The organism is Streptomyces sp. NPDC058457 (genome assembly GCF_042720695.1).
Taxonomy (GTDB): domain Bacteria; phylum Actinomycetota; class Actinomycetes; order Streptomycetales; family Streptomycetaceae; genus Streptomyces.
This window is the reverse complement of the sequence record NZ_JBHXLU010000029.1, coordinates 70,767-91,387: the sequence shown is the minus strand read 5'-3', so window position 1 is coordinate 91,387 and position 20,621 is coordinate 70,767. Positions and strand designations below refer to the sequence as shown.

The following is a 20,621-nucleotide window of genomic DNA, read 5'->3' as shown; positions in this document are numbered from 1 at the left end:
GCAGTTCCCCGCGCCCCTGACGGGGCGCGGGGGTCGGCGTCTCTCTAAAGGGCGACGCCCAGCAAGGCGTCCACGGCTCGCGACACGACACCCGGTGCACCTGTGTCCGTGCCGCCCTGTTCCTCCTGTACGGCTGCCCAGCGGTCCACCGCAGCCAGTGCCGCCGGGGCGTCCAGGTCGTTGGACAGGGCCTCGCGGATCTCCTCCACCACGGACTCGGCGGGCGGGCCGTCCGGGCGGGAGACCGCCGCGCGCCAGCGGCCGAGGCGTTCCTGGGCGTCCCGGAGTACCTGGTCGGTCCACTCCCAGTCGGCGCGGTAGTGGTGGGACAGCAGGGCGAGGCGGATGGCGGCCGGGTCGACGCCGTCCTGGCGGAGCCGGGAGACGAAGACCAGGTTGCCCTTGGACTTGGACATCTTCTCGCCGTCGAGGGCCACCATGCCGGCGTGGACGTACGCCTTGGCCATCGGGAACTCGCCGGTGAGCACCTGGGCGTGCGAGGCGCCCATCTCGTGGTGCGGGAAGGCCAGGTCGGAGCCGCCGCCCTGGACGTCGAAGGTCATGCCGAGGTGATCGAGGGCGATCGCCACGCACTCGATGTGCCAGCCGGGACGGCCGCGGCCGAGGGAGCCGCCGTCCCAGCTCGGTTCGCCCTCACGGGCGGCCATCCACAGCATCGGGTCGAGGGGGTTCTTCTTGCCGGGGCGGTCGGGGTCGCCGCCGCGCTCGGCGGACAGCAGCCGCATCGCGGCCGCGTCGAGGTTCGAGACCTCGCCGAAGTGGGGGTCGGACTCGACGGAGAAGTAGACGTCGCCTTCGAGTTCGTAGGCCGCACCGAGCTCGCGCAGCCGCTCGACCAGCGGCACGATGCCGGGTATGGCCTCGACCGCGCCTATGTAGTGCCGCGGCGGCAGCATCCTGAGCGCGGTCATGTCCTCGCGGAAGAGGGTCGTCTCCTTCTCGGCGAGGGCGACCCAGTCGACGCCGTCGCGCTCCGCGCGCTCCAGGAGCGGGTCGTCGACGTCCGTCACGTTCTGGACGTAGTGCACCTGCCGCTTGGTGTCGAGCCACACGCGCTGAACCAGGTCGAACGCGTTGTAGGTCGCCGCGTGCCCCATGTGGGTCGCGTCGTACGGCGTGATGCCGCAGACATAGATACGGGCGACGGGACCGGGGTCAAGGGTGACCAGACCGCCGGTCGCGGTGTCGTGGATCCTCAGGTCGCGGCCCTGACCAGGCAGGGCGGGGACCTCGGAAGCGGGCCAGGCATGCATGTACATGAGCGTAACCGGACCCGAGTTCGGTATACGAACCGGACGGCCGGGAAGGCGCTCTTGATCTCGGACCCGGAATGTGCTGGTGGGCGCTATACGGGCGGCCAGGGGATGGCCGGCCACTCGCCGCTCGGTTCCGGGTGCCTGCCTGCGGTGAGCAATGTCTCGACACGCGCGCGTGTGGCGTCCAGCTCGGCCGCGGTGATCAGTTCGGCCAGCCGGGTCCCCAGCGGCCCGCCGAGGGCCTCGCGCAGCCCCGTGAGGACCTCGACGGCCTCACCGGTCAGGTCCTCCCCCGCCCAGCCCCACAGCAGGGTGCGCAGCTTGTTGTCGACGTTGAAGGTGACGCCGTGGTCGATGCCGTAGAGCCGGCCGTCGGCGGTGGGCAGCAGATGGCCGCCCTTGCGGTCGGCGTTGTTGATGACGGCGTCGAGGACGGCGAGCCGACGCAGCCGTTCGTCGTCGGCGTGCACCAGCAGCGCGGTCCTGCCCTCGCCGACCTCGGCGAAGCCGACGGCCTTCCAGCCGGGCTCGGGCTCCTCCGCGTCCACCAGGGCGAGCAGCTCGCCGCCTTCGGGATCGACGTCGATCCACAGCTGGACCATGCCCTCGCCGTACGGCCCGTCGCGCAGCACGGTGGGCGGGACCAGGTCCCAGCCGGTGGCCGCGGCGACCTCGTAGGCGGCCACCTCGCGCTGCGCGAGGGTGCCGTCGGGGAAGTCCCACAGCGGGCGCTCCCCGGCGACCGGCTTGTAGACGCAGGACGCCTCCGTGCCGTCGTGCGCGACCGTGCAGAACAGCGCCGCGTTGGAGGCGTCGCGGATGCGGCCGCGTACCTTCAGCTCACCGTGGGCGAGCAGCTCGGCGGCGGTCACGCTCCGCGGCGGTATCCGTTCTGGCGCGGACATACGTGTCCTTCCGGGTCGAGCGGGAGGCTGCACAGCGGGCACGGCGGCCGCCCGGCGTTGACGACGTCGAGGGCGCGCTTGCAGAAGGCCCTGGCCTGCGCGCCGGTCAGCCGGACCCGCAGCATCGGGGGCCCGTTCTCCTCGTCCTGCAGGAGCCGTTCCTCGGCCTCGGCGAGGTCCTCCTCGGAGTCGGCGTCCAGCTCCACCAGGGCCTGGGCCTCGACGATCATGCGCTCTTCCTCGCCGTCCCAGGCGAGCGCCATGGTGCCGACGCGGAACTCCTCCTCGATGGGGGTGTCAAGGGGGGCGCTGTCGCTGATCTCGGCAGGTGTGACGGCGGGGACGGAGGCGTTGCCGCCGCTGCGGCGCACGACCTCGTCGAGGAGTTCGTCCATGCGTTCGGCGAGTGCGGCGACCTGGGTCTTCTCCAGGGCCACGCTGGTCGTCCGGGGGCCGGCCGTGGCCTGGAGGAAGAACGTACGGCGTCCGGGCAGTCCCACCGTGCCCGCGACGAAGCGGTCCGGCGGATCGTAGAGGAACACCTGACGGGACACGTCCTGTCTCCATGGGAATCGAGAGTGCGTGGGTTTCGGGAGGGCGACGACGCGACCGGGGGTCGCTTACGTGGATCGCTTCACCCTACTGCGGCTGACGATCACGGCGCGCCGGCGCCGCCACCGACCGGGGCGTCTTCCCCGGGAGGTACCTCGCGAGGGGCGAGCGAGGCGAAATCCCCGGTGTCCCCGAGACGAACGAGAAACGGCCTGAGGCGGGTGTAGCGGATCGCGGTGATCGAACACGGTTCGACGGAGATCCGCTGGAAGAGGTCGAGATGCAGTCCGAGCGCGTCCGCGACCAGGGACTTGATGATGTCGCCGTGCGAGCACATGAGATAGACGGCGTCCGAGCCGTGGTCACGCTCCACGCGCGCGTTCCACTCGCGTACCGCCTCGGCGGCGCGGGTCTGCATGGCCCGCATGGACTCGCCGCCGGGGAACGCGGCCGCCGACGGATGCGCCTGGACGACCTCCATCAGCGGCTCGTCCTTGAGCTCGGCGAGCTTGCGGCCCGACCAGTCGCCGTAGTGGGCCTCCCCGATCCGCTCGTCGGTGTGCGCGGTGAGCTCGGGGCGGGCCTCGAGCAGCGGGCGGAGTGTCTCCTGGCAGCGTTGCAGCGGGCTGGTGACGATCTCGGCGAGGGGCAGCCCTGCGAGCCGGCCGGGCAGCGCGGCGGCCTGGGCGGCCCCGCGTTCGTCGAGGGCGACGCCCGGCGTCCACCCCGCGAGCACACCCGAGGTGTTGGCGGTGGACCGTCCGTGCCTTACGAGGATCAGCGTGGGCATGCGGCCCAGGGTAGGCGCACGCCGAAGTGCGCCGGTGGGCGGGCGACGGGAGAATACGCTCCGTGATCGTCGATTGCGCCATCTACCGGGACGGGGAGCGGACGGAGACGCCGCAGGACTTCTCCGACGCCCTCGCGGAGGCACGCGCGCGTGGCGACAGCTTTCTGTGGATCGGCCTGTACGAGCCGACGGAACGCGAGTTCGACCTGGTCACCGACGAGTTCGGACTGCATCCGCTGGCCGTCGAGGACGCCCTCACGGCTCACCAGCGGCCCAAACTGGAGGTGTACGACGACTCCCTGTTCGTCGTCCTGAAGCCGGTGACGTACGAGCCGAAGAGCGACACGGTGACGTCCGGCGAGCTGATGATCTTCATCGGGGACTCCTTCGTGGTCACCGTGCGCCACGGGACGCCCTCGCCGCTCGGCGACATCCGGCGGCATCTGGAGGAGCAGCACGAGATGCTGAAGCACGGGCCGACGGGGGTGCTGTACTCGATCTCCGACGCGGTCGTGGACCACTACCTGGAGGTCTCGACCGAGCTGCAGAACGACCTGGAGGAGCTGGAGGCTGAGGTGTTCTCGCCGAGCGGCGGCGTCTCCCGGCACACCGCGTCGCGGATCTACACCTTCAAGCGGCAGATCCTGGAGTTCCGCCGGGCGACGGTGCCGCTGGCCCTGCCGATGACGAAGCTGGCGGGGGTGGGCCCGTACGGCAGCGGTATGACGGTGCCCTTCGTGCAGGAGTCGGCCCGCCCGTTCTTCCGGGACGTCAACGACCATCTGATGCGGGTGAACGAGGGCGTGGAGGCGCTGGACCGGCTGGTGTCGGACGTCCTCGGCGCCCATCTCGCGCAGATGAGCGTGCGGCAGAACGACGACATGCGGAAGATCTCCGCGTGGGCGGCCATGGCCGCCGTCCCCACGCTGATCGCGGGGATCTACGGCATGAACTTCGACCACATGCCCGAGCTGCACTGGATCGGGTCCTACCCGGCGGTGATCCTGTTCATGGCCTGCCTGGAGCTGGCGCTGTACCGGCTGTTCAAACGCCGCGGGTGGATGTGAGGAACGCTCGCGGCCCTCTGGGCTCAGGCGAACTCGGGGGCGGGGGTCGCGGGGCCGCCCAGGGCGTTCCTGCGCTCCGGCATCCGCAGGGTGACCATACGGCGCCAGCCGATGGCGCGCTCGTAGGCGTAGACCGCGTGGATGCCGCCCGCGAGGAGCGCGCACCTGGCTCTCGGCCAGCCGAGGATGCGGCCCATGTGGGCCACGACGGCGAGGCTGACGTCCCGGTAGATGCGGATCTCGGCGAGGGCGCAGACGCGGAGCGTCCGCTGGATGGCGCGGCCGTGTCCGGCGGCGGCGAAGCGCAGCAGTTCCTCGTGGCAGTAGGCGAGGTGGTTGTCCTCGTCACCGGAGATCATGCGCACCGCGCGGCCCACGTCCGGGTGGTCGGCGAAGCACCGGCGCAGCAGCTCCATCTGTTCGGAGGCGCGCTGCTCGGTGACCCGGCTGTGGGCGAGGTAGGTGACGATGTCCGGCACGGTGAGCGGCCGGTCGGTCCGGAGCCGGTCGTGGGCGAGCCCGATGCCGTGCCGTTCCAGGATCATCGTGTAGTCGGTGTCGGCCGGCACCGGGACGGGCGTCAGCCCGCGCTTCCTCAGCAGGGCGTGGAAGATGCGCCCGTGCTTGTCCTCGTCGGCGCCGTGGCGGGTGATCTTGGGGGCGAGGTCGCGTTCGCTCCGCGGTACCAGCGCGGCGATCCGCCCGTTCTCCCAGCCGCCCTGGGACTCTCCGCCGGCCGCGATGGAGCAGAAGAGCCGGAAGGACTCGTCGTCGTCGAGGATCTCCTGGAACAGACTCCTGGCCGAAAGCATCGTGGGCACCTCTCCGGAGGACTCACCAAACCCGCAAAGAACGAGTCAAATGCCGCATCGGATTGGCTGCAACAGATGTGCGGGCGCACTCGGCCGAAAGGAGGAGCACCGGGGTCACACCGAGGGCGTAACCGCGCGGGCACCGGCGCGTTGTTCTGCGTGACGGCCGTGGCGGGGAAGACCCCCGAGCCCCCACCACGGCCGCGGACTTCTCTCACCTCTCAGGTGTTCACGCGAGCCCGGCGCGCTCCAGGGCCTCGGCGCCGGCCCGCAGCGAGGCGAGCCGCTCGTCCAGGGCGAAGCCGGCGGGCGCGAGGGAGAGCGTGGTGACCCCGGCGGCCGCGTAGGCCTTCATCCGGTCCGCGATCCGGTCCACGGAACCGAGCAGTGTGGTCTGGTCGATCAGCTCCTGCGGCACGGCGGCAGCGGCCCCGTTCTTGTCCCCGGACAGGTACTTGTCCTGGATCTCGGCGGCCTCGCGCTCGTAGCCCATCCGCTGGGCGAGCTGGTTGTAGAAGTTCTGCTTGCGGCTGCCCATGCCGCCGACGTACAGCGCGGTGTAGGGCCGGAAGGTGTCGGCGAGGGTGGCCACGTCCTTGTCGTCGCCGACGGCGAGCGGCAGCGTCGGGCAGATGTCGAACCCGTCGAGGGTCCTGCCCGCCTTCTCCCGGCCCGCGCGCAGGTACTTCACGGCCGTCTCCTCCAGGTGCTCGGCGGAGGGGAAGATCAGCAGCGCGCCGTCGGCGATCTCGCCGGTCTGCTCCAGGTTCTTCGGGCCGATGGCGGCGATGTAGACCGGGATGTGCTCGCGCTCCGGGTGCACGGTCAGCTTGATCGGCTTGCCCGGGCCGCCCGGCAGCGGCAGCGTCCAGTGCTCGCCCTCGAACGACAGCCGTTCCCGGCTCATCGCCCGCCGCACGATCTCCACGTACTCGCGGGTGCGGGAGAGCGGCTTGTCGAACTTGACGCCGTACCAGCCCTCGGAGACCTGCGGTCCGGAGACGCCGAGGCCGAGCCGGAAGCGGCCGCCGGAGAGGGAGTCGAGGGTCGCGGCGGTCATCGCGGTCATGGCGGGCTGCCGGGCGGGGATCTGGAAGATGGCCGAGCCGACGTCGATGCGCTCGGTCTGGGCGGCGACCCAGCTGAGCACGGTGGCGGCGTCGGAGCCGTAGGCCTCGGCGGCCCAGCACACGGCGTACCCGAGCCGCTCGGCCTCCTGGGCCACGGCCAGATTGTCCCCGTCCATCCCGGCACCCCAGTAGCCGAGGTTGATCCCGAGCTGCATGGCCGTTCCCCTTACCGATCAGTAACGTCGCTGTTGCGGAGACCTTAGCGCGGGAGCGCCCCGAAGGGGCGCGGGGCGTCGTCGATGTGCGGCTCCGCCGCGTGGGCGCGACCAGCCACACACGACCTGCAGTCCGGGGACGGCCGAAGTCCCCACGGCGAAACCGTTCTCACCCCTCCGTGCCATGGAAATCGGTTATCCACAGGCAACCCAACGCACCAGCTCTGGCCAGTAATCTCGCGGGCATGGAGCAGAGGCATCTCGGCCGCACCGGCCTGCGCGTGTCCCGGATCGGGCTCGGCACCCTCACCTGGGGCCGGGACGTCGACGAGCACGACGCCGCGGACATGCTGAAGGCGTTCTGGGAGGCCGGCGGGACCCTGGTCGACACCGCTGACGTGTACGGCGACGGCGAGGCCGAGTACCTGCTCGGGCAGCTCATAGAAGGGCTGGTGCCACGCCGGGACCTGGTCATCTCGACGAAGGCGGGCAGCGTCCCCGACCCCGACCGGCGTTTCAACGGCTCGCGCGGTCATCTGCTCGCCGCGCTGGACGCCTCCCTGGCCCGCCTCGGCACCGACTACGTCGACGTCTGGCACGTGCACGCCTACGACCCGGACACCCCGCTGGAGGAGACCCTCCAGGCCCTCGACCTGGCGGTCGGCAGCGGCCGGGCCCGGTACGCCGGGGTCTCCAACTTCTGTGGCTGGCAGCTGGCGAAGGCGGCGACCTGGCAGCTCACGGCGCCGGGCGCGCGCACCCGGCTGGCCAGTACGCAGCTGGAGTACTCGCTGCTCCAGCGGGGCATCGAGCGCGAGGTGCTGCCCGCCGCCCTCGACCTGGGCATCGGCCTGCTGCCGTCCTCCCCGCTGGGCCGGGGTGTGCTGACCGCGAAGTACCGGCACTCCACTCCCCCGGACTCGCGCGGTGCCTCCGAGCATCTGGCGCCGTTCGTCGAGCCGTACCTCGACGACACCGCCACCCGGATCGTGGACGCGGTGCAGACGGCGGCGGACGGGCTCGCGGTCACCCCGCTCCAGGTGGCGCTCGCCTGGGTGCGGGACCGGCCGGGGGTGGCCGCGCCGATCGTCGGCGCGCGCAACGCGCAGCAGCTCGCCGGGGCATTGTCAGTGGAGGCGCTTACTCTTCCTGACGAGATCTGCCGGGCTCTCGACGACGTGTCGGCGCCCGTGCACCGCTATCCCGATCACGACTGGAGCACGCTGTGAGCACGGAGCCGGGGCTGGGCGCCAAGCCCGAGGCCGACGAGGACACGACGGCCGGGGGTACGGCGGAAACCGGCGGCCCCGTCGCCGACATGGCCGCAGCGAGCGACACGACGGCTGCCGGGACCGGCGCGCCCGGAACCGACGGAGCGGACGGCGGCGACGACGCGGAGACCACCGGATCCGGGGCGGGCAGCGACACCGGTGCGGCTGGCGTGGGCGGACCGGGAAGTGGGGTGCCGGACGCGGGGAACGGTGAAGCCGCCGAGGGCGACAGCGCGGCTCAGCTGTCCGAGGCCGCGGCCGAGTTGGCTGCTCAGCGGGTCGAGCGGGAGCGGATCGCGCAGCGCAAGGCCGACAAGAAGGGGCACATCGAGAGCGGGACCAAGCTCAGCGGGACGGCCGCGGATCTGCTCGCGGCGATCCGGGCGGTGGAGAGCGGCGAGAAGCCTGCGGCCACCGTGTTCGCGGACCCCGAGCCGGCCCCGCACCGGGCCCCGGCACCGGAGCCCGCCCGCAGGCCCGAGTCGGCGCCTGTCACCGCCGCACCCGCCATGCCCGCCGCGCCCGCCGCGGAGGCGGTCACGGCGGTACGCGGGGTGCTGGCCGACGGCGGTGCGCCCGAGTCGCTCGCCCCTCAGGTCGCCGCCGCCCTCGGCGAGGGCGCGGACACGCTGCTGCGGGAGGACCCCTGGCAGCTGCTCCGGGTCACCGGCGTACGGCCGGACCAGGCCGACGGGTTCGCGCGGGCGCTGCTCGGCGCGGAGTGCGGTCCGGACGACGAGCGGCGCGGCCGGGCGGTGACCGGCTGGCTCCTCGAGCAGGCCGCCGTGGCCGGGCACACCGCGCTGGAGATGCCCGCGCTGACCGCCGCGCTGGCCCAGCGGGCGGTGCCCGACCCGGAGGCCGCCGTGCAGGACGCGCTCGCGGAGGGCGAGGCGCTGGTCTTCCAGGACGCCCTGGATCCGGGCGCCCCGGAGCCCGAGGACGACGAGGAGGAGCGGCCGGTCCGGGTCCTGGTCGCCCTGGAGCGGTACGCGCTGGCCGAGGAGAGCCTCGCCGACGCGCTGGCCCGGCTCGTCAACTCGCCTGCCAAGGACGCCGCGGAGTCCTGGGAGGCGGCCGCCGCGGCGGCCTCGGGCGGCGCGGCCGAGCTGGCGCGTGCCGTCGCCGGGCACGGCCTGGTGCTGCACACGGGCGGCGAGGCGGCCCGCGCCGAACCCGCGGCCCTGGTGACCGCCGCCCGTGCGGCCGGGCTGCGCGCCTTCGCGGCCGCCCACGCCCCCGACGGCAGCCGGCGCCTCCCGGGCGGCGACGGCGCCGCCGGCACCATCGCCGACCTGCTCGCCGGCGTCACAGGCCCCGGCCGGGACGCGGACGGCGCCCTGGACCTCGACCTGCTCGTCGTGCTGGACGCGCCCCAGCTGGACGTGGAGGGCGCGGCCATGCTCGTGGAGGCGCTGCCCGACGGGGCCCGACTGGTGCTGAGCGGGGATCCGGCGATGCTGTGGTCCGCGGGGCCCGGGCGGGTCTTCGCAGACCTGCTGGCGGCCCGCGCGTGCCCGCAGATCGCCTCCCGCACGCCCGACCCCGGTCCGCTCGGCGAACTGGTCTCCGGGATCGGCGTCGGCGAGCTCACCCAGGTCGAGGCGCCCGGCAAGGAGGTCGTGATCGTGCCGGTGCGGGACGCGGGCGAGGCGGTGCACCGGACGGTGCAGCTGGTCGCCGACTCCGTTCCGCGCGCGATCGGCGTCCCCGCCGAGCAGACCGTGGTGATCGCCCCGGGCCACGGCGGAGCGGCCGGCACCCGCGCCCTCAACGCCGCCCTCAAGGAACGGCTCAATCCCGGCCCCGGCCGCTTCGGCGGCTTCGACCCCGGTGACCGGATCGTCCACTCCCCCGCGCCTGGCCGTACGGCCTGGGGCCAGGTGGTGAAGGCCGACGCCGACGGGCTGCACCTGTCGTGCGCGGGTGCGCCGGTGGTCGTACCGAAGGAGCGGGTGGAGCAGTCAGTCCGCCACGGCTGGGCCCTGACCGCCCACCAGGCGGCGGGGAGCCGCTGGCCGGCGGCGGTCGTGGTGCTGCCCGGAGACGCGGTCCAGTCCCTGAGCCGTCCCTGGGTGTACACGGCGTTCAGCCGGGCGGAGCGCCACCTGTCGGTGGTCCACGGCGTGGAACAGGCCCTGGCGAGGGCGGTGGCCGAGTCCCTGCCGAAGCCGCGGACGACCCGCCTGCCGCTGCTGTTGAAGACGCAGTTCCCCGCAGCGAACTGACCGGCTCCGCCGGCGGCCCTGTCCGGGCATGAGCCGACCCCGCCGCGCGATCCCTGTCCCACCGCCGGACTTGTTCCCGCCGCGCCGGCGATCAGCTGCAACGGCGTCGGCCGGCGGTGCCCGTCCGGTCTCAACCCCCGGAGGGCACCGCCGGCCGGCGGATCAGCGCTCTGCGTCCAATGGCTCCAGATCCTCGTCCTCGTCCAGGTCGAGGTCGTCCAGCTCGTCGGTCTCCCCGGCGTCCTCGCCGTCCTCCGTGTCCTCGTCGTCGAAGACCGCGCTGACGTCGAAGCGGCACACCACCCGCTGCGGATCGACGCCCTCGAAGGGCAGCTCCAGCCACTCGCCGGGCTCGGCCGGCTCGTCCGCCGCGGTCACCCACAGTGTGGAGTCGCCCTCCTCCAGGCCGAACTCCTTGTGCCGGGAGGCGATCTCGTCCGGCTCGAACTCGCCGAACAGAACGCCCAGCGCCCCGTGGATGGTGCCGGCGGCGTCCTCGTCCGCGCCGGGACCGTCGTCGTACTCCGCCGCCTCGACCCGCTGGGCCTGGGCCAGCAGCCGCTGTGGTTCCGCCACGGCGTAGTCGCGGCGGATCAGCACACTGATCGCGTTCGGTTCCTCGGGGCCCGCGTACGGTGGCAGCGAGTCGTCCGTACCGGGGATCTCGAAGGGCGTGACCTCGTCGTAGCGGTCGTAGAGAAGCTCGTCGTAGACCTCGGCGGCCGCGGCCAGCTGGTTGAACGCCTCGTAGACAGCCGGGTCGTCCTCCCCCGACCTGCGTTCGACCGCGGCCAGATGGCGGTCGAGCGCGGTCTTGACCGCCTCGGCGGCGGCGCGTACCTCGGCAGCGGTGGGCTGCACAGCATCAGACATAGTGCAGACGCTATCCGTACAGGGCACCAGCCCGCACAATAGATGCGATGCCGGAATACGAATTTGTCGACGTGTACGTACCGCGCGGGGTGTCCCGCAAGGACGCCACACGTCTGCTGACGGACCATGCCGAGTACGGACACTGGGAGTTGGACCGACTGAGCCTCATGCGCGACGGCAGCCGCAAGGTGCGGTTGCGCCGGCGGATCATCCGCCAGGTGCGTGCCACATGGTGAGACTCTCCGACTGACGGAAGGGGCCCCGCGTCGACGGGGCCCGTCCCGTTCCACGCACCGATCGCGGTGCGTCACCGTCCGTGCGCTACGCCGCGGCGCGCGCCCTGCGGTACAGCACGGCGCCCGCGAGCAGCGCACCGGCACCGGCCGGGAGCGCGAGACCCAGCGGCAGGTCACTGCCCGTGTGCGCGAGCTGCGCGGCGGTGACGGGCCCGCTCACTGAGGCGCTGCCCAGCGGGTCGACGAGAGTGGAGCCGTGGGCACCGGTCGGGACGGTCCTGCTCCCCGAGTGAGCGGGGGGCGTGCCCGGGTGCCGGCCCGGATTGCCCGGGTGTCCCGGAGTCCCCGGGTTCCCCGGCCGGCCCGGCGTTCCGGGGTTCCCCGGCTTCCCGGGCGGCGTGCTCCCGTGCCCGCCGTGCCCGGGAGGCGTGCCGTGCCCGCCGTGGCCGGGCGGCTGCGTGGGGTGACCACCGCCGGGATGCCCGGGGTGCCCCGGGTGTCCTGGGTGTCCGACGTGTCCGGAACCCCCGTCGTTGGCGCACTCGTTGCCCACGGCGGTGTTGCCCACGCCGATGACGTTGACGCTGTTGCCGCACACGTTGACCGGAACGTCGACCGGCGCCTGCACGGTGTTGCCCGAGCCGACACCGGGCGAACCTGCGGTGTGTCCCCCGGCGTGCGAACCGCCGTGGCCACTGTGACCGCCGTGGCCACTGTGACCGCCGTGGCCTCCGGTGTGGCCGTAGCCCGTCGAAGCACCGCCCACGCCGCCATGGTTGGCACACTTGTTGCCCATCGCCGGGTTGAGGACGCCGACGACGTTCACGGTGTTGCCGCAGACGTTCACCGGCACGTGCACCGGCGCCTGCACCGTGTTGCCGGAGAGCGCGCCGGGCGAGTCGGCGGCGGAGCCGACGGCCCCCGAGTCGGCGTGGGCGTAACCGCCCGCCGCAGCGATCACGCCGGTCGCCGCGGCCACTGTCATAAGGCCCTTGCGGGTGCCCTGTCGCATTTCTGAATTCCCCCCTGCCTTGGATCCTGACCTTGCATTCACCGCAGGGAAAACCTGCGGAAAAACCGGTCGGCCCCGGAGCGCATGGCGCGCGCTCCGGGGCCGACGGAAAGACGCCCCTCAGGGAGTCGGCGTCACTTGTTGATGCAGGTGTTGCCGAAGGCGGGGTTCAGCAGCCCGATCACGGAGATCGTGTTGCCGCAGACGTTCACCGGGACGTGCACGGGAACCTGGATCACGTTGCCGGAGACGACACCCGGGGAACCCACGGCAGCGCCCTGGGCACCCGAGTCGGCGACGGCCAGGCCCGCACCCGCGAGAACCAGACCACCAGTGGCAGCCGCAGCAGCGACGACCTTCTTGAGCATTATTCCTCCTTGTTGGCAATGCGATTCCAAGTAGCGGATCGCATCTGGAGTAACGAGGAGGGAGTAATGGAGCTACGAGCTTATCGTCGCATTCACTCTTCTCAGTCGACTTCGCACAGCCGCCCGATTACCTGAAGCCATTGCTTCACGACGCGTGCTTTACGACGCGTCGATGAAGCGGTCGAGCACACGCACGCCGAACTGGAGCCCGTCCACCGGCACCCGCTCGTCCACGCCGTGGAACATGCCCGCGAAGTCCAGCTCCGGCGGCAGCTTGAGGGGCGCGAAGCCGAAGCCCCGGATGCCGAGGTCGTCGAAGGACTTGGCGTCGGTGCCGCCGGAGAGCATGTAGGGGATGGCCTTGGCGGTCGGGTCCTCGGCGAGCAGCGAGGACTGCATGGCCTCCACCAGGGCGCCGTCGAAGCTGGTCTCCAGCGCCTTGTCGGAGTGCACGTCCGCGCGGACCACGTTCGGGCCGAGGATCCGGTCGAGGTCGGCGAGGAACTCCTCCTCGTGCCCGGGCAGGAAGCGCCCGTCCACGTGCGCGGTGGCCTCGCCGGGGATGACGTTGACCTTGTAACCGGCGTTCAGCTGGGTCGGGTTGGCGGTGTTGCTCAGGGTCGCGCCGATCAGCTTGGCGATGCCGCCGAGCCGGGCCAGCGTCGACTCCATGTCCTCCGGGTCCAGCTCGGTGCCGAGCGCGTCGCCCAGTTCGTCGAGGAAGGCCCGGGTGGTCTTGGTGACCCGCACCGGGAACCTGTGCCGGCCGAGCCGGGCGACGGCCTCGGACAGCTCGGTGATCGCGTTGTCGCGGTGGATCATCGAGCCGTGCCCGGCGGTGCCGGCCACCTTCAGCTTCATCCAGTGCATGCCCTTCTCGGCCGTCTGGATGAGGTAGAGCCGCCGCTGCTCGCTCACCGTGAAGGAGAAGCCGCCCACCTCGCTGATCGCCTCGGTGACCCCCTCGAAGAGGTCCGGGTGGTTGTCGACCAGATGCCGGGCGCCCCAGGTGCCGCCGGCCTCCTCGTCGGCGAGGAAGGCGAGCACGATGTCCCGGGGCGGCTTCCGGCCGCTGCGCAGCCGGTCCCGTACGACCGCCAGGGTCATGGCGTCCATGTCCTTCATGTCGACGGCGCCCCGGCCCCACACGCACCCGTCCGCGACCTCGCCGGAGAAGGGGTGGTGGGTCCAGTCGTCGGCGTTGGCCGGGACGACGTCGAGGTGGCCGTGGATGAGAAGGGCGGGCCTGGACGGATCCGTGCCCTCGATGCGGGCCACCGTCGAGGCGCGGCCCGGGTGGGACTCGAAGATCTTCGGCTCCAGGCCGACCTCGGCGAGCTTCTCGGCGACCCACTCGGCCGCCTTGCGCTCGCCGGGACCGGAGTGGTCGCCGTAGTTGCTGGTGTCGAACCGGATCAGCTCGCGGCAGAGGTCGACGACCTCGTCCTCGCCGGTGACGCCCCTGGCCGTGCCCGTCTCGCTCACGCTGCTTCCTTCCGCTGTCACTGCCGCCCGGTCCCCGCCATCCTCTCTCCCTTCCCGCTCCGGGCCCAAGGCCGGTCCCGGCCCGTCACACGCCGTTCATGCCCGCAGGCCCGGAAACAGGGTGTGATCGACCGCTCCCGAAAGCCTGGTAGTGTTTCCTTCGTCGCCGCGAGGGAAACCCACACGGAAGACTTCGCACGACAGACACCTTGTCCGGGTGGCGGAATGGCAGACGCGCTAGCTTGAGGTGCTAGTGCCCTTTATCGGGCGTGGGGGTTCAAGTCCCCCCTCGGACACCACGAAGAAACCCCTGCTGAGCAGGGGTTTCTTGGTTTTTCTGGACACAGGGTGCCGTCGGCGACCACCTTCCGGTGGGCGCCACGCTCTCAGTCGAGGCCGGCTATTCGGCCGTCACCGTGAGCCACGGCGGAGGTGAACGCGCGGAGCGCGGTGCGGTCCAGCAGGAGCGCGGGCCCGTCGGGCCACTTGCTGTCGCGGACGGCGACCGTCGCCCCGTCGACGATCCCGCATTCCACGCAGTCGGACTGTGATGCGGACGCCGAGGACTTCCACCAGGTCACCGGCAGAGTCGACGCGTCGTCAGCGTGCTTCATTCCTTATTCGTTCTTCCTTATCTGGGTGATCAGTTCCACCGACGCCTCGACGGACTCGGCGGCAGACGTGAGGCGTTGCCACGCGGCCCGGTGCGTGGAGACCCGATCACGTTCCTCGATGTACAGGGCGGAGGTCAGCCCTTCCTGGTGGACGACGTCCAGATCGGTGTGCGGACCGAAGCCCAGGATGCTGAAGGTGCCGGTGAGCCCGGCGTGCAGGGGAGCGTCCGAGCGCAACACCTGGATGTTGATGTTCGGACGCCGCCCCATCGTAAGCAGGCGCCCCAACTGCTCGTACATCAGGGCGGGATCCTCGGTGGTGGAGCGCAGGGCCTGTTCGGAGATGATCGCCCAGAGTGCCAGCGGGTCGCTGTCCCGGGTGAGGACGGCCTGGCGTGCCAGCCGTACCTCGACGAGCGCGTCGACCCGTGCCTCGACCGCCTCGGACATGGCGGTCGCCCGGATGATCTCGCGGGCGTACTCGGCGGTCTGGAGCAGTCCGGGGACCATGCCCAGCTGCCAGGTGGAGACCGTCTCGGCCTCCGCCTCCAGGCTGATCAGGTCCTCGTACACCGGGGTGAGGACACCCCGGTACGAGTGCCACCAGCCGCGCCGGCCGCCCTCCTTGGTGAGCGTGATCAGGGCCGCGCGCAGCTCGTCACTGACGTCGCGGCCGAGGTCGCCGTACAGATGGAGCAGCGCCTGGATGTCCGCTGCCTTGGGGGCCGTCTTGCCGGTCTCCATCCGGGACAGCTTGGAGGAGACGAACGCGCCTTCGGAGTGCTCGGCGACCTCGTCGAGGGTGAGTTCGCCGCGCAGCTCGCGCAACTTCGCACCGAGCCGTCGCCGGCGCACCGTGGGCGTGCTCACGGCTTCCCCCTTCTGTCCGGTGAACTGCCCGACAGTCTGCCCGTGCCGCCCGGGCCCTCGCCACCGACTGACGACTTGTGCCGCAAGTCTCTCGCGTCGATGCGCAATTTTTCACATCTCGTGGGACGTATTGCGATCGACTGCGCCGTGAAGGCACCATGAATCCGGGAAATACGACAGTGACCGCACTCGCATGGCGAACTACCGTGCCTGCGTTGGGACATGCCCGTGAGGGGATGCACATGATCGAACGCCAGCGGAGCACCACCACCGAACCCCGCGCGCTGCAAGTCGCCCCACCGCCGGTCCTGTTACTGGCCAGCGAGCCCCAATCGGCCAAGGCAGCACGGCTGTTCGTGAGCGACTTCATCGCGCACCACACCCCGGACGCCTCCCGTGACCACATCGACGCGGTCGCCCTGGTCACCTGCGAGCTGGTCACCAACTCCCTGCGCTACGAGACCGACCCGGACGACCCGGTCCGTCTCCTCATCGACACGGACGGCTCCCGGACCCGGGTCGAGGTGCACGACCCGCTGGGCCGTCATCCCCGGCTGCGGCCCATCTCGGTCGAACGGGACCGCGGGCGCGGTCTGCTCATCCTCGACGCGCTCTGCTCGGGCCGCTGGGGCGTGGGCAACCTGCCCTGGGGCAAGTCCATCTGGGCCGAGGTCAGCGCCGTGTGAGGTCCGGCGCTTCGTGACGTTTCCTCCGCCCCCCACGGCGACGGCCGGTTCCGCGGCACCCCCTCTCCCCTCCCTGCCGCGGCGCCGGCCGTTGCCGTACAGGCCGCCGGACACATGGAGTTGGCCTGCCTCACGCTGTGTGGCCCATCTCTCGCCGTCCACGGAGAATCCCTGGTCAGAGGTCGCTTAAGATTCAATGGACTGCTCCGAACGGCTGCTTCCAGGTGGCCGTCAGATGAACGGGAGCCTAGCGTCGTACTAATATTTCCGGCTTGTTACCTAGTCGGAGCCGGACAACCCCAGGCACACCTGCGGGCCCGCCGGCGCCCCGGAGGGTTCCGGGAACGAGACGCGAGGACCGGATGGCAGCCATTGACGAGAGCAGCGCTCTCGGCCTGCTCGACGAAGAGATCCGCGAGGAGTTCGGGGACACCGCACGTTTCTCGGCCGGGGCGGCGGCCTCGCCGCGCACCCTCGTGGACGTGTTCGAAGCAACTGTACGGGCCCATCCCGATGAGCCCGCGCTCGACGACGGCACCGTCCAGCTCACCTACCGCGGGCTCGCCATCGAGGTGGCGCGGCTGCGGCGGCGGCTCGCCGAGGCCGGCATCGGGCTCGGGGACCGGGTGGGCGTCCGGGTGCCGTCCGGAACCAACGACCTGTACGTCGCCGTTCTCGGCGTGCTCGCGGCCGGCGCCGCCTACGTCCCGGTCGACGCCGAGGACCCGGACGAGCGGGCCGCACTGGTGTTCGGCGAGGCGGAGGTGGCGGCCGTCCTCGGCGAGGGGCTGCACATCGACGTCCGCCGCGCGTCCGAAAGGCCCTCCGGCCGCCCCGGCACCGAGCACGACGCCTGGATCATCTTCACCTCCGGGTCCACCGGCAAGCCCAAGGGCGTCGCCGTCACCCACCGCAGCGCCGCCGCCTTCGTGGACGCCGAGGCCGCGCTGTTCCTGACCGAGGAGCCGATCGGGCCCGGCGACCGGGTCATGGCGGGCCTCTCGGTGGCCTTCGACGCCTCCTGCGAGGAGATGTGGCTGGCCTGGCGCTACGGCGCCTGCCTGGTGCCCGTGCCCCGCTCCCAGGTGCGCAGCGGCGCCGACCTCGGCCCCTGGCTGGTCGACCAGGAGATCACCGTCGTCTCGACCGTGCCCACCCTGGCCGCCCTCTGGGAGCCCGAGACCCTCAACGACGTCCGGCTCCTCATCTTCGGCGGCGAGGCCTGCCCGCCCGAGCTGGCGCAGCGCCTGGTGACCGAGGGCCGCGAGGTCTGGAACACCTACGGCCCCACCGAGGCCACCGTCGTCGCCTGTGCGGCCCTGATGACCGGCGGGGAGCCGATCCGCATCGGGCTGCCGCTGAACGGCTGGGAGCTGGCCGTCGTGGACGACGCGGGCGTGCCCGTGGCCATGGGCGAGAGCGGCCAGCTGGTGATCGGCGGGGTCGGCCTCGCCCGGTACCTGGACGCCGAGAAGGACGCGGAGAAGTACGCGCCCCTGGAGTCGCTGGGCTGGGCGCGCGCGTACCGCAGCGGTGACCTGGTGCGCGCCGACCGTGAGGGGCTGGTCTTCCTCGGCCGCGCCGACGAGCAGATCAAGCTCGGCGGGCGCCGTATCGAGCTGGGCGAGGTCGACGCGGCCCTCCAGGCGCTCCCCGGCGTCGCGGGCGCCGCGGCGGCCGTACGGACGGCCCGCAGCGGAAACCAGCTCCTCGTCGGCTATGTCGTCACCCAGGACGGCTGGGACCACGCGGCCGCCGTCGAGAAGCTGCGCACCGAGCTGCCCGCGGCCCTCGTCCCGCTGCTGGCGCCGGTCGCCGAGCTGCCCACCCGCACCTCCGGCAAGGTCGACCGCAATGCCCTGCCCTGGCCCCTGGAGGGCCTGGAGACCGGCGGCCCGGCCGAACAGCTCTACGGCACCGAGGCCTGGCTCGCCGAGCAGTGGACCGAGGTCCTCGGCATCCCGGTGGGCAGCGCCTCCGACGACTTCTTCGCGATCGGCGGCGGCAGCCTGTCCGCCGCCCAGCTCACCACCCGGCTGCGCACCCGCTACCCGAGCGCGGCCGTCCTCGACATCTACCAGCAGCCGGTGCTGCGCAAGCTGGCCCGCCACCTGGAGGAGTCCGCGCAGGACGACGGCGCCGAACGGACGATCGCACCCGTCCCGCGCAGCGCCCAGTCGGTACAGCTGCTGCTCCTGCTGCCCCTGTTCACGCTCCTCGGACTGCGCTGGACGGTGGTCCTGGCCGCCCTCGGCAATGTGCTGAGCGGTTACGGCTGGCTGCCCACCGCACCCTGGTGGCTGGTCGGCCTCGGGGCCCTGGTCCTGTTCACCCCGCCCGGCCGGATCGCGGTCGCGGCCGGTGGCGCCCGGCTGCTGCTGCGGGGCGTGAAGCCCGGCAGATACGCGCGCGGCGGCTCCGTCCACCTGCGGCTGTGGGCGGCGGAGCGGCTGGCCGAGTTCACCGGGGCGACCACGCTGACCGGCTCCTGGCTGGAGCGGTACGCGCGGGCGCTCGGCGCCAAGATCGGTCCCGAGGTGGACCTGCACTCGCTGCCGCCCGTGACCGGGCTGCTCAGGATCGGGCGGGGCGCCGCCGTGGAGTCCGAGGTGGACCTGTCCGGCTCCTGGCTGGACGGCGACCGGCTGGTGATCGGCCCGGTCCGGATCGGCGCCCACGCGGTCGTCGGGACGCGCAGCATGCTCTTCCCGGGCGCCCGCGTCGGCAAGCGCGCCGAGGTGGCCCCCGGCTCCGCGGTCACCGGGCAGGTCCCGACCGGCCAGCGCTGGGCCGGCGCCCCCGCGGTCAAGCTGGGCAAGGCCAAGCGGAACTGGCCCAAGCAGCGGCCGCAGCGGGGCACGTACTGGCGGGTGATGTACGGCCTGACGGGCCTCGGGCTCAGTGCGCTTCCGGTGCTGGCGGGTGCAGCCGCGCTGCTGGTCGCCGGGCGTTTCGTGACCCCCGGGGACGGCCTGGCCGAGGCCCTGCGGGGCGCGGCGGTCGCGCTGGTCCCGGCCACGCTGGCGTTCGGCCTCGCGTACGCCCTGCTGATTCTCGTCTCCGTACGGCTGCTCAGCCTGCGCCTGCGGGTCGGCACGCATCCGACGCACAGCCGGATCGGCTGGCAGGCGTGGACGGTCTCGCAGCTGATGGACCGCTCCCGCGAGACCCTGTTCCCGCTGTACGCGGGTCTGGTCACGCCGGTGTGGCTGCGGCTGCTCGGGATGCGGATCGGCAAGGGCGCCGAGGTGTCGACCGTGCTCGCGCTGCCGAGCCTGACGACGGTCGGCGAGGGCGCGTTCCTGGCCGACGACACACTGACCGCGCCGTACGAGCTCGGCGGCGGCTATGTGCGGATCGGGCGCGCGGAGATCGGGCGGCGGGCGTTCCTCGGGAACTCCGGGATGACCGCGCCGGGCCGCAGTGTGCCGGACGGCGGTCTGGTCGGGGTGCTGTCGGCGACGCCGAAGAAGGCCAAGAAGGGCACGTCGTACCTGGGGCTGCCGCCGGTGAAGCTGCCGCGCAGCGCGGCCGACGGCGACCAGAGCCGGACCTACGAGCCGCCGGCGCGGATGCTGTGGGCGCGAGCCCTGGTGGAGACGTGCCGGATCGTGCCGGTGCTGTGCTCGGTGGCGCTGGCCGGGCTGACGGTGGCCGCGCTGTGCGCGCTGGGGGTCTGGGCGCCGCTGCTGTCCGGCCTGGTGCTGCTCGGTGCCGGTGCGGTCGCCGGCCTGGTGTCCGTGCTGGCCAAGTGGACGCTGGTCGGGCGGCACCGCAGCGGTGAGCACCCGCTGTGGAGTTCGTTCGTGTGGCGCAACGAGCTGGCGGACACCTTCGTCGAGGTGCTGGCGGTGCCGTGGCTGGCCGGCTCGGTGCCGGGTACCCCGGTGCTGACGGCCTGGCTGCGCGGCCTCGGCGCGCGCATCGGCAAGGGCGTCTGGGTGGAGAGCTACTGGCTTCCGGAGACCGATCTGGTGACCCTGGAGGACGCGGCCACCGTGAACCGCGGCTGTGTGCTGCAAACTCACCTCTTCCACGACCGGATCTTGCGGACGGATACTGTGGTTCTCCGTGAGGGCGCCACACTGGGTCCTGGCGGGATCGTGCTGCCCGGCAGCACGATCGGGGCCCGTACGACCCTGGGTCCCGCGTCGCTCGTCATGGCGGCGGAGTCGGTTCCCGACGACACCCGCTGGCTCGGCAATCCGATCGAGGCATGGCGTCCCTGAGCGCGGGCCGCTCGGTGGCCGCGGGCATCGGTGCACCGAGAGACGGTTCGAGCACAGCGCA

General features: G+C 72.1%; 18 protein-coding genes and 1 tRNA gene. 7 read left to right on the top strand and 12 right to left on the bottom strand.

Annotation, left to right across the window (positions count from 1 at the left end; all coding sequences use genetic code 11):
* Positions 1–44: 44 nt before the first annotated feature.
* The 4 genes from mshC to ACFWPS_RS23525 all read right to left on the bottom strand — a co-directional run bounded on the left by mshC (position 45) and on the right by ACFWPS_RS23525 (position 3,524).
* Positions 45–1,274, bottom strand: a complete 1,230-nt coding sequence (gene mshC / locus ACFWPS_RS23540; protein WP_383708112.1) for a cysteine--1-D-myo-inosityl 2-amino-2-deoxy-alpha-D-glucopyranoside ligase — start codon at positions 1,272–1,274, stop codon at positions 45–47.
* A 92-nt stretch (positions 1,275–1,366) separates the two neighbouring features.
* Positions 1,367–2,182 (bottom strand): SCO1664 family protein, encoded by an 816-nt coding sequence (locus ACFWPS_RS23535; protein WP_383708111.1) that lies wholly within the window; start codon positions 2,180–2,182, stop codon positions 1,367–1,369.
* Positions 2,146–2,736 carry a DUF3090 domain-containing protein gene (locus ACFWPS_RS23530; RefSeq protein ID WP_383708110.1) on the bottom strand — a complete coding sequence of 197 codons (591 nt, stop codon included), beginning with the start codon at positions 2,734–2,736 and terminating at the stop codon, positions 2,146–2,148. The genes ACFWPS_RS23535 and ACFWPS_RS23530 overlap by 37 nt, the downstream gene beginning before the upstream one ends.
* Positions 2,737–2,837: 101 nt before the next feature.
* Complete coding sequence (locus ACFWPS_RS23525) at positions 2,838–3,524, bottom strand: histidine phosphatase family protein (RefSeq protein ID WP_383708109.1); 687 nt, start codon at positions 3,522–3,524, stop codon at positions 2,838–2,840.
* A gap of 62 nt (positions 3,525–3,586) precedes the next feature.
* Between ACFWPS_RS23525 and corA the strand changes: the two genes are divergently transcribed.
* Positions 3,587–4,591: a magnesium/cobalt transporter CorA gene (gene corA, locus ACFWPS_RS23520; RefSeq protein ID WP_383708107.1), complete on the top strand. Its 1,005-nt coding sequence runs from the start codon at positions 3,587–3,589 to the stop codon at positions 4,589–4,591.
* A 23-nt stretch (positions 4,592–4,614) separates the two neighbouring features.
* On the opposite strand, the gene ACFWPS_RS23515 is transcribed toward corA, so the two are convergent.
* Together ACFWPS_RS23515 and ACFWPS_RS23510 are read right to left on the bottom strand one after the other, a co-directional pair.
* The gene (locus ACFWPS_RS23515) at positions 4,615–5,403 is read right to left on the bottom strand and encodes a ferritin-like domain-containing protein (RefSeq protein WP_383708105.1); all 789 of its coding nucleotides are present in this window, start codon (positions 5,401–5,403) and stop codon (positions 4,615–4,617) included.
* Between the two features lie 229 nt (positions 5,404–5,632).
* Complete coding sequence (locus tag ACFWPS_RS23510) at positions 5,633–6,688, bottom strand: LLM class F420-dependent oxidoreductase (protein WP_361293261.1); 1,056 nt, start codon at positions 6,686–6,688, stop codon at positions 5,633–5,635.
* 245 nt (positions 6,689–6,933) lie between these two features.
* Here ACFWPS_RS23510 and ACFWPS_RS23505 point away from each other — a divergent pair, with 245 nt between their 5' ends.
* Both ACFWPS_RS23505 and ACFWPS_RS23500 read left to right on the top strand, forming a co-directional pair.
* The gene (locus ACFWPS_RS23505; RefSeq protein WP_383708103.1) at positions 6,934–7,917 is read left to right on the top strand and encodes an aldo/keto reductase; all 984 of its coding nucleotides are present in this window, start codon (positions 6,934–6,936) and stop codon (positions 7,915–7,917) included.
* Positions 7,914–10,187: a helix-hairpin-helix domain-containing protein gene (locus tag ACFWPS_RS23500; RefSeq protein WP_383708101.1), complete on the top strand. Its 2,274-nt coding sequence runs from the start codon at positions 7,914–7,916 to the stop codon at positions 10,185–10,187. The genes ACFWPS_RS23505 and ACFWPS_RS23500 overlap by 4 nt, the downstream gene beginning before the upstream one ends.
* A 162-nt stretch (positions 10,188–10,349) precedes the next feature.
* Here the strand turns inward: ACFWPS_RS23500 and ACFWPS_RS23495 are convergent, their stop codons facing one another.
* Positions 10,350–11,060 (bottom strand): hypothetical protein, encoded by a 711-nt coding sequence (locus tag ACFWPS_RS23495; protein ID WP_383708099.1) that lies wholly within the window; start codon positions 11,058–11,060, stop codon positions 10,350–10,352.
* A 47-nt stretch (positions 11,061–11,107) separates the two neighbouring features.
* Between ACFWPS_RS23495 and ACFWPS_RS23490 the strand changes: the two genes are divergently transcribed.
* Positions 11,108–11,296 carry a DUF5703 family protein gene (locus tag ACFWPS_RS23490; RefSeq protein ID WP_358650647.1) on the top strand — a complete coding sequence of 63 codons (189 nt, stop codon included), beginning with the start codon at positions 11,108–11,110 and terminating at the stop codon, positions 11,294–11,296.
* A gap of 85 nt (positions 11,297–11,381) precedes the next feature.
* On the opposite strand, the gene ACFWPS_RS23485 is transcribed toward ACFWPS_RS23490, so the two are convergent.
* From ACFWPS_RS23485 to ACFWPS_RS23475, 3 genes are all read right to left on the bottom strand, one after another.
* Positions 11,382–12,308, bottom strand: coding sequence for a chaplin (locus ACFWPS_RS23485; protein WP_383708097.1), 927 nt, complete (start codon positions 12,306–12,308; stop codon positions 11,382–11,384).
* Between the two features lie 134 nt (positions 12,309–12,442).
* Positions 12,443–12,676 carry a chaplin ChpH gene (gene chpH, locus ACFWPS_RS23480; protein ID WP_123978334.1) on the bottom strand — a complete coding sequence of 78 codons (234 nt, stop codon included), beginning with the start codon at positions 12,674–12,676 and terminating at the stop codon, positions 12,443–12,445.
* 159 nt (positions 12,677–12,835) lie between these two features.
* On the bottom strand, positions 12,836–14,161 hold the full coding sequence (locus ACFWPS_RS23475; RefSeq protein WP_383708095.1) for a M20/M25/M40 family metallo-hydrolase: 1,326 nt from the start codon (positions 14,159–14,161) through the stop codon (positions 12,836–12,838).
* A 211-nt stretch (positions 14,162–14,372) separates the two neighbouring features.
* Between ACFWPS_RS23475 and ACFWPS_RS23470 the strand changes: the two genes are divergently transcribed.
* Positions 14,373–14,460 (top strand) — tRNA-Leu (locus ACFWPS_RS23470).
* A gap of 87 nt (positions 14,461–14,547) precedes the next feature.
* On the opposite strand, the gene ACFWPS_RS23465 is transcribed toward ACFWPS_RS23470, so the two are convergent.
* Complete coding sequence (locus ACFWPS_RS23465; RefSeq protein ID WP_383708093.1) at positions 14,548–14,775, bottom strand: DUF397 domain-containing protein; 228 nt, start codon at positions 14,773–14,775, stop codon at positions 14,548–14,550.
* 3 nt (positions 14,776–14,778) lie between these two features.
* Positions 14,779–15,645, bottom strand: coding sequence for a helix-turn-helix transcriptional regulator (locus ACFWPS_RS23460; RefSeq protein ID WP_089103361.1), 867 nt, complete (start codon positions 15,643–15,645; stop codon positions 14,779–14,781).
* A gap of 242 nt (positions 15,646–15,887) precedes the next feature.
* Between ACFWPS_RS23460 and ACFWPS_RS23455 the strand changes: the two genes are divergently transcribed.
* Together ACFWPS_RS23455 and ACFWPS_RS23450 are read left to right on the top strand one after the other, a co-directional pair.
* Positions 15,888–16,331, top strand: coding sequence for an ATP-binding protein (locus ACFWPS_RS23455; protein WP_217550260.1), 444 nt, complete (start codon positions 15,888–15,890; stop codon positions 16,329–16,331).
* Positions 16,332–16,693: 362 nt separating this feature from the next.
* The gene (locus ACFWPS_RS23450) at positions 16,694–20,560 is read left to right on the top strand and encodes a Pls/PosA family non-ribosomal peptide synthetase (protein WP_383708091.1); all 3,867 of its coding nucleotides are present in this window, start codon (positions 16,694–16,696) and stop codon (positions 20,558–20,560) included.
* The last annotated feature ends 61 nt before the right edge of the window (positions 20,561–20,621 follow it).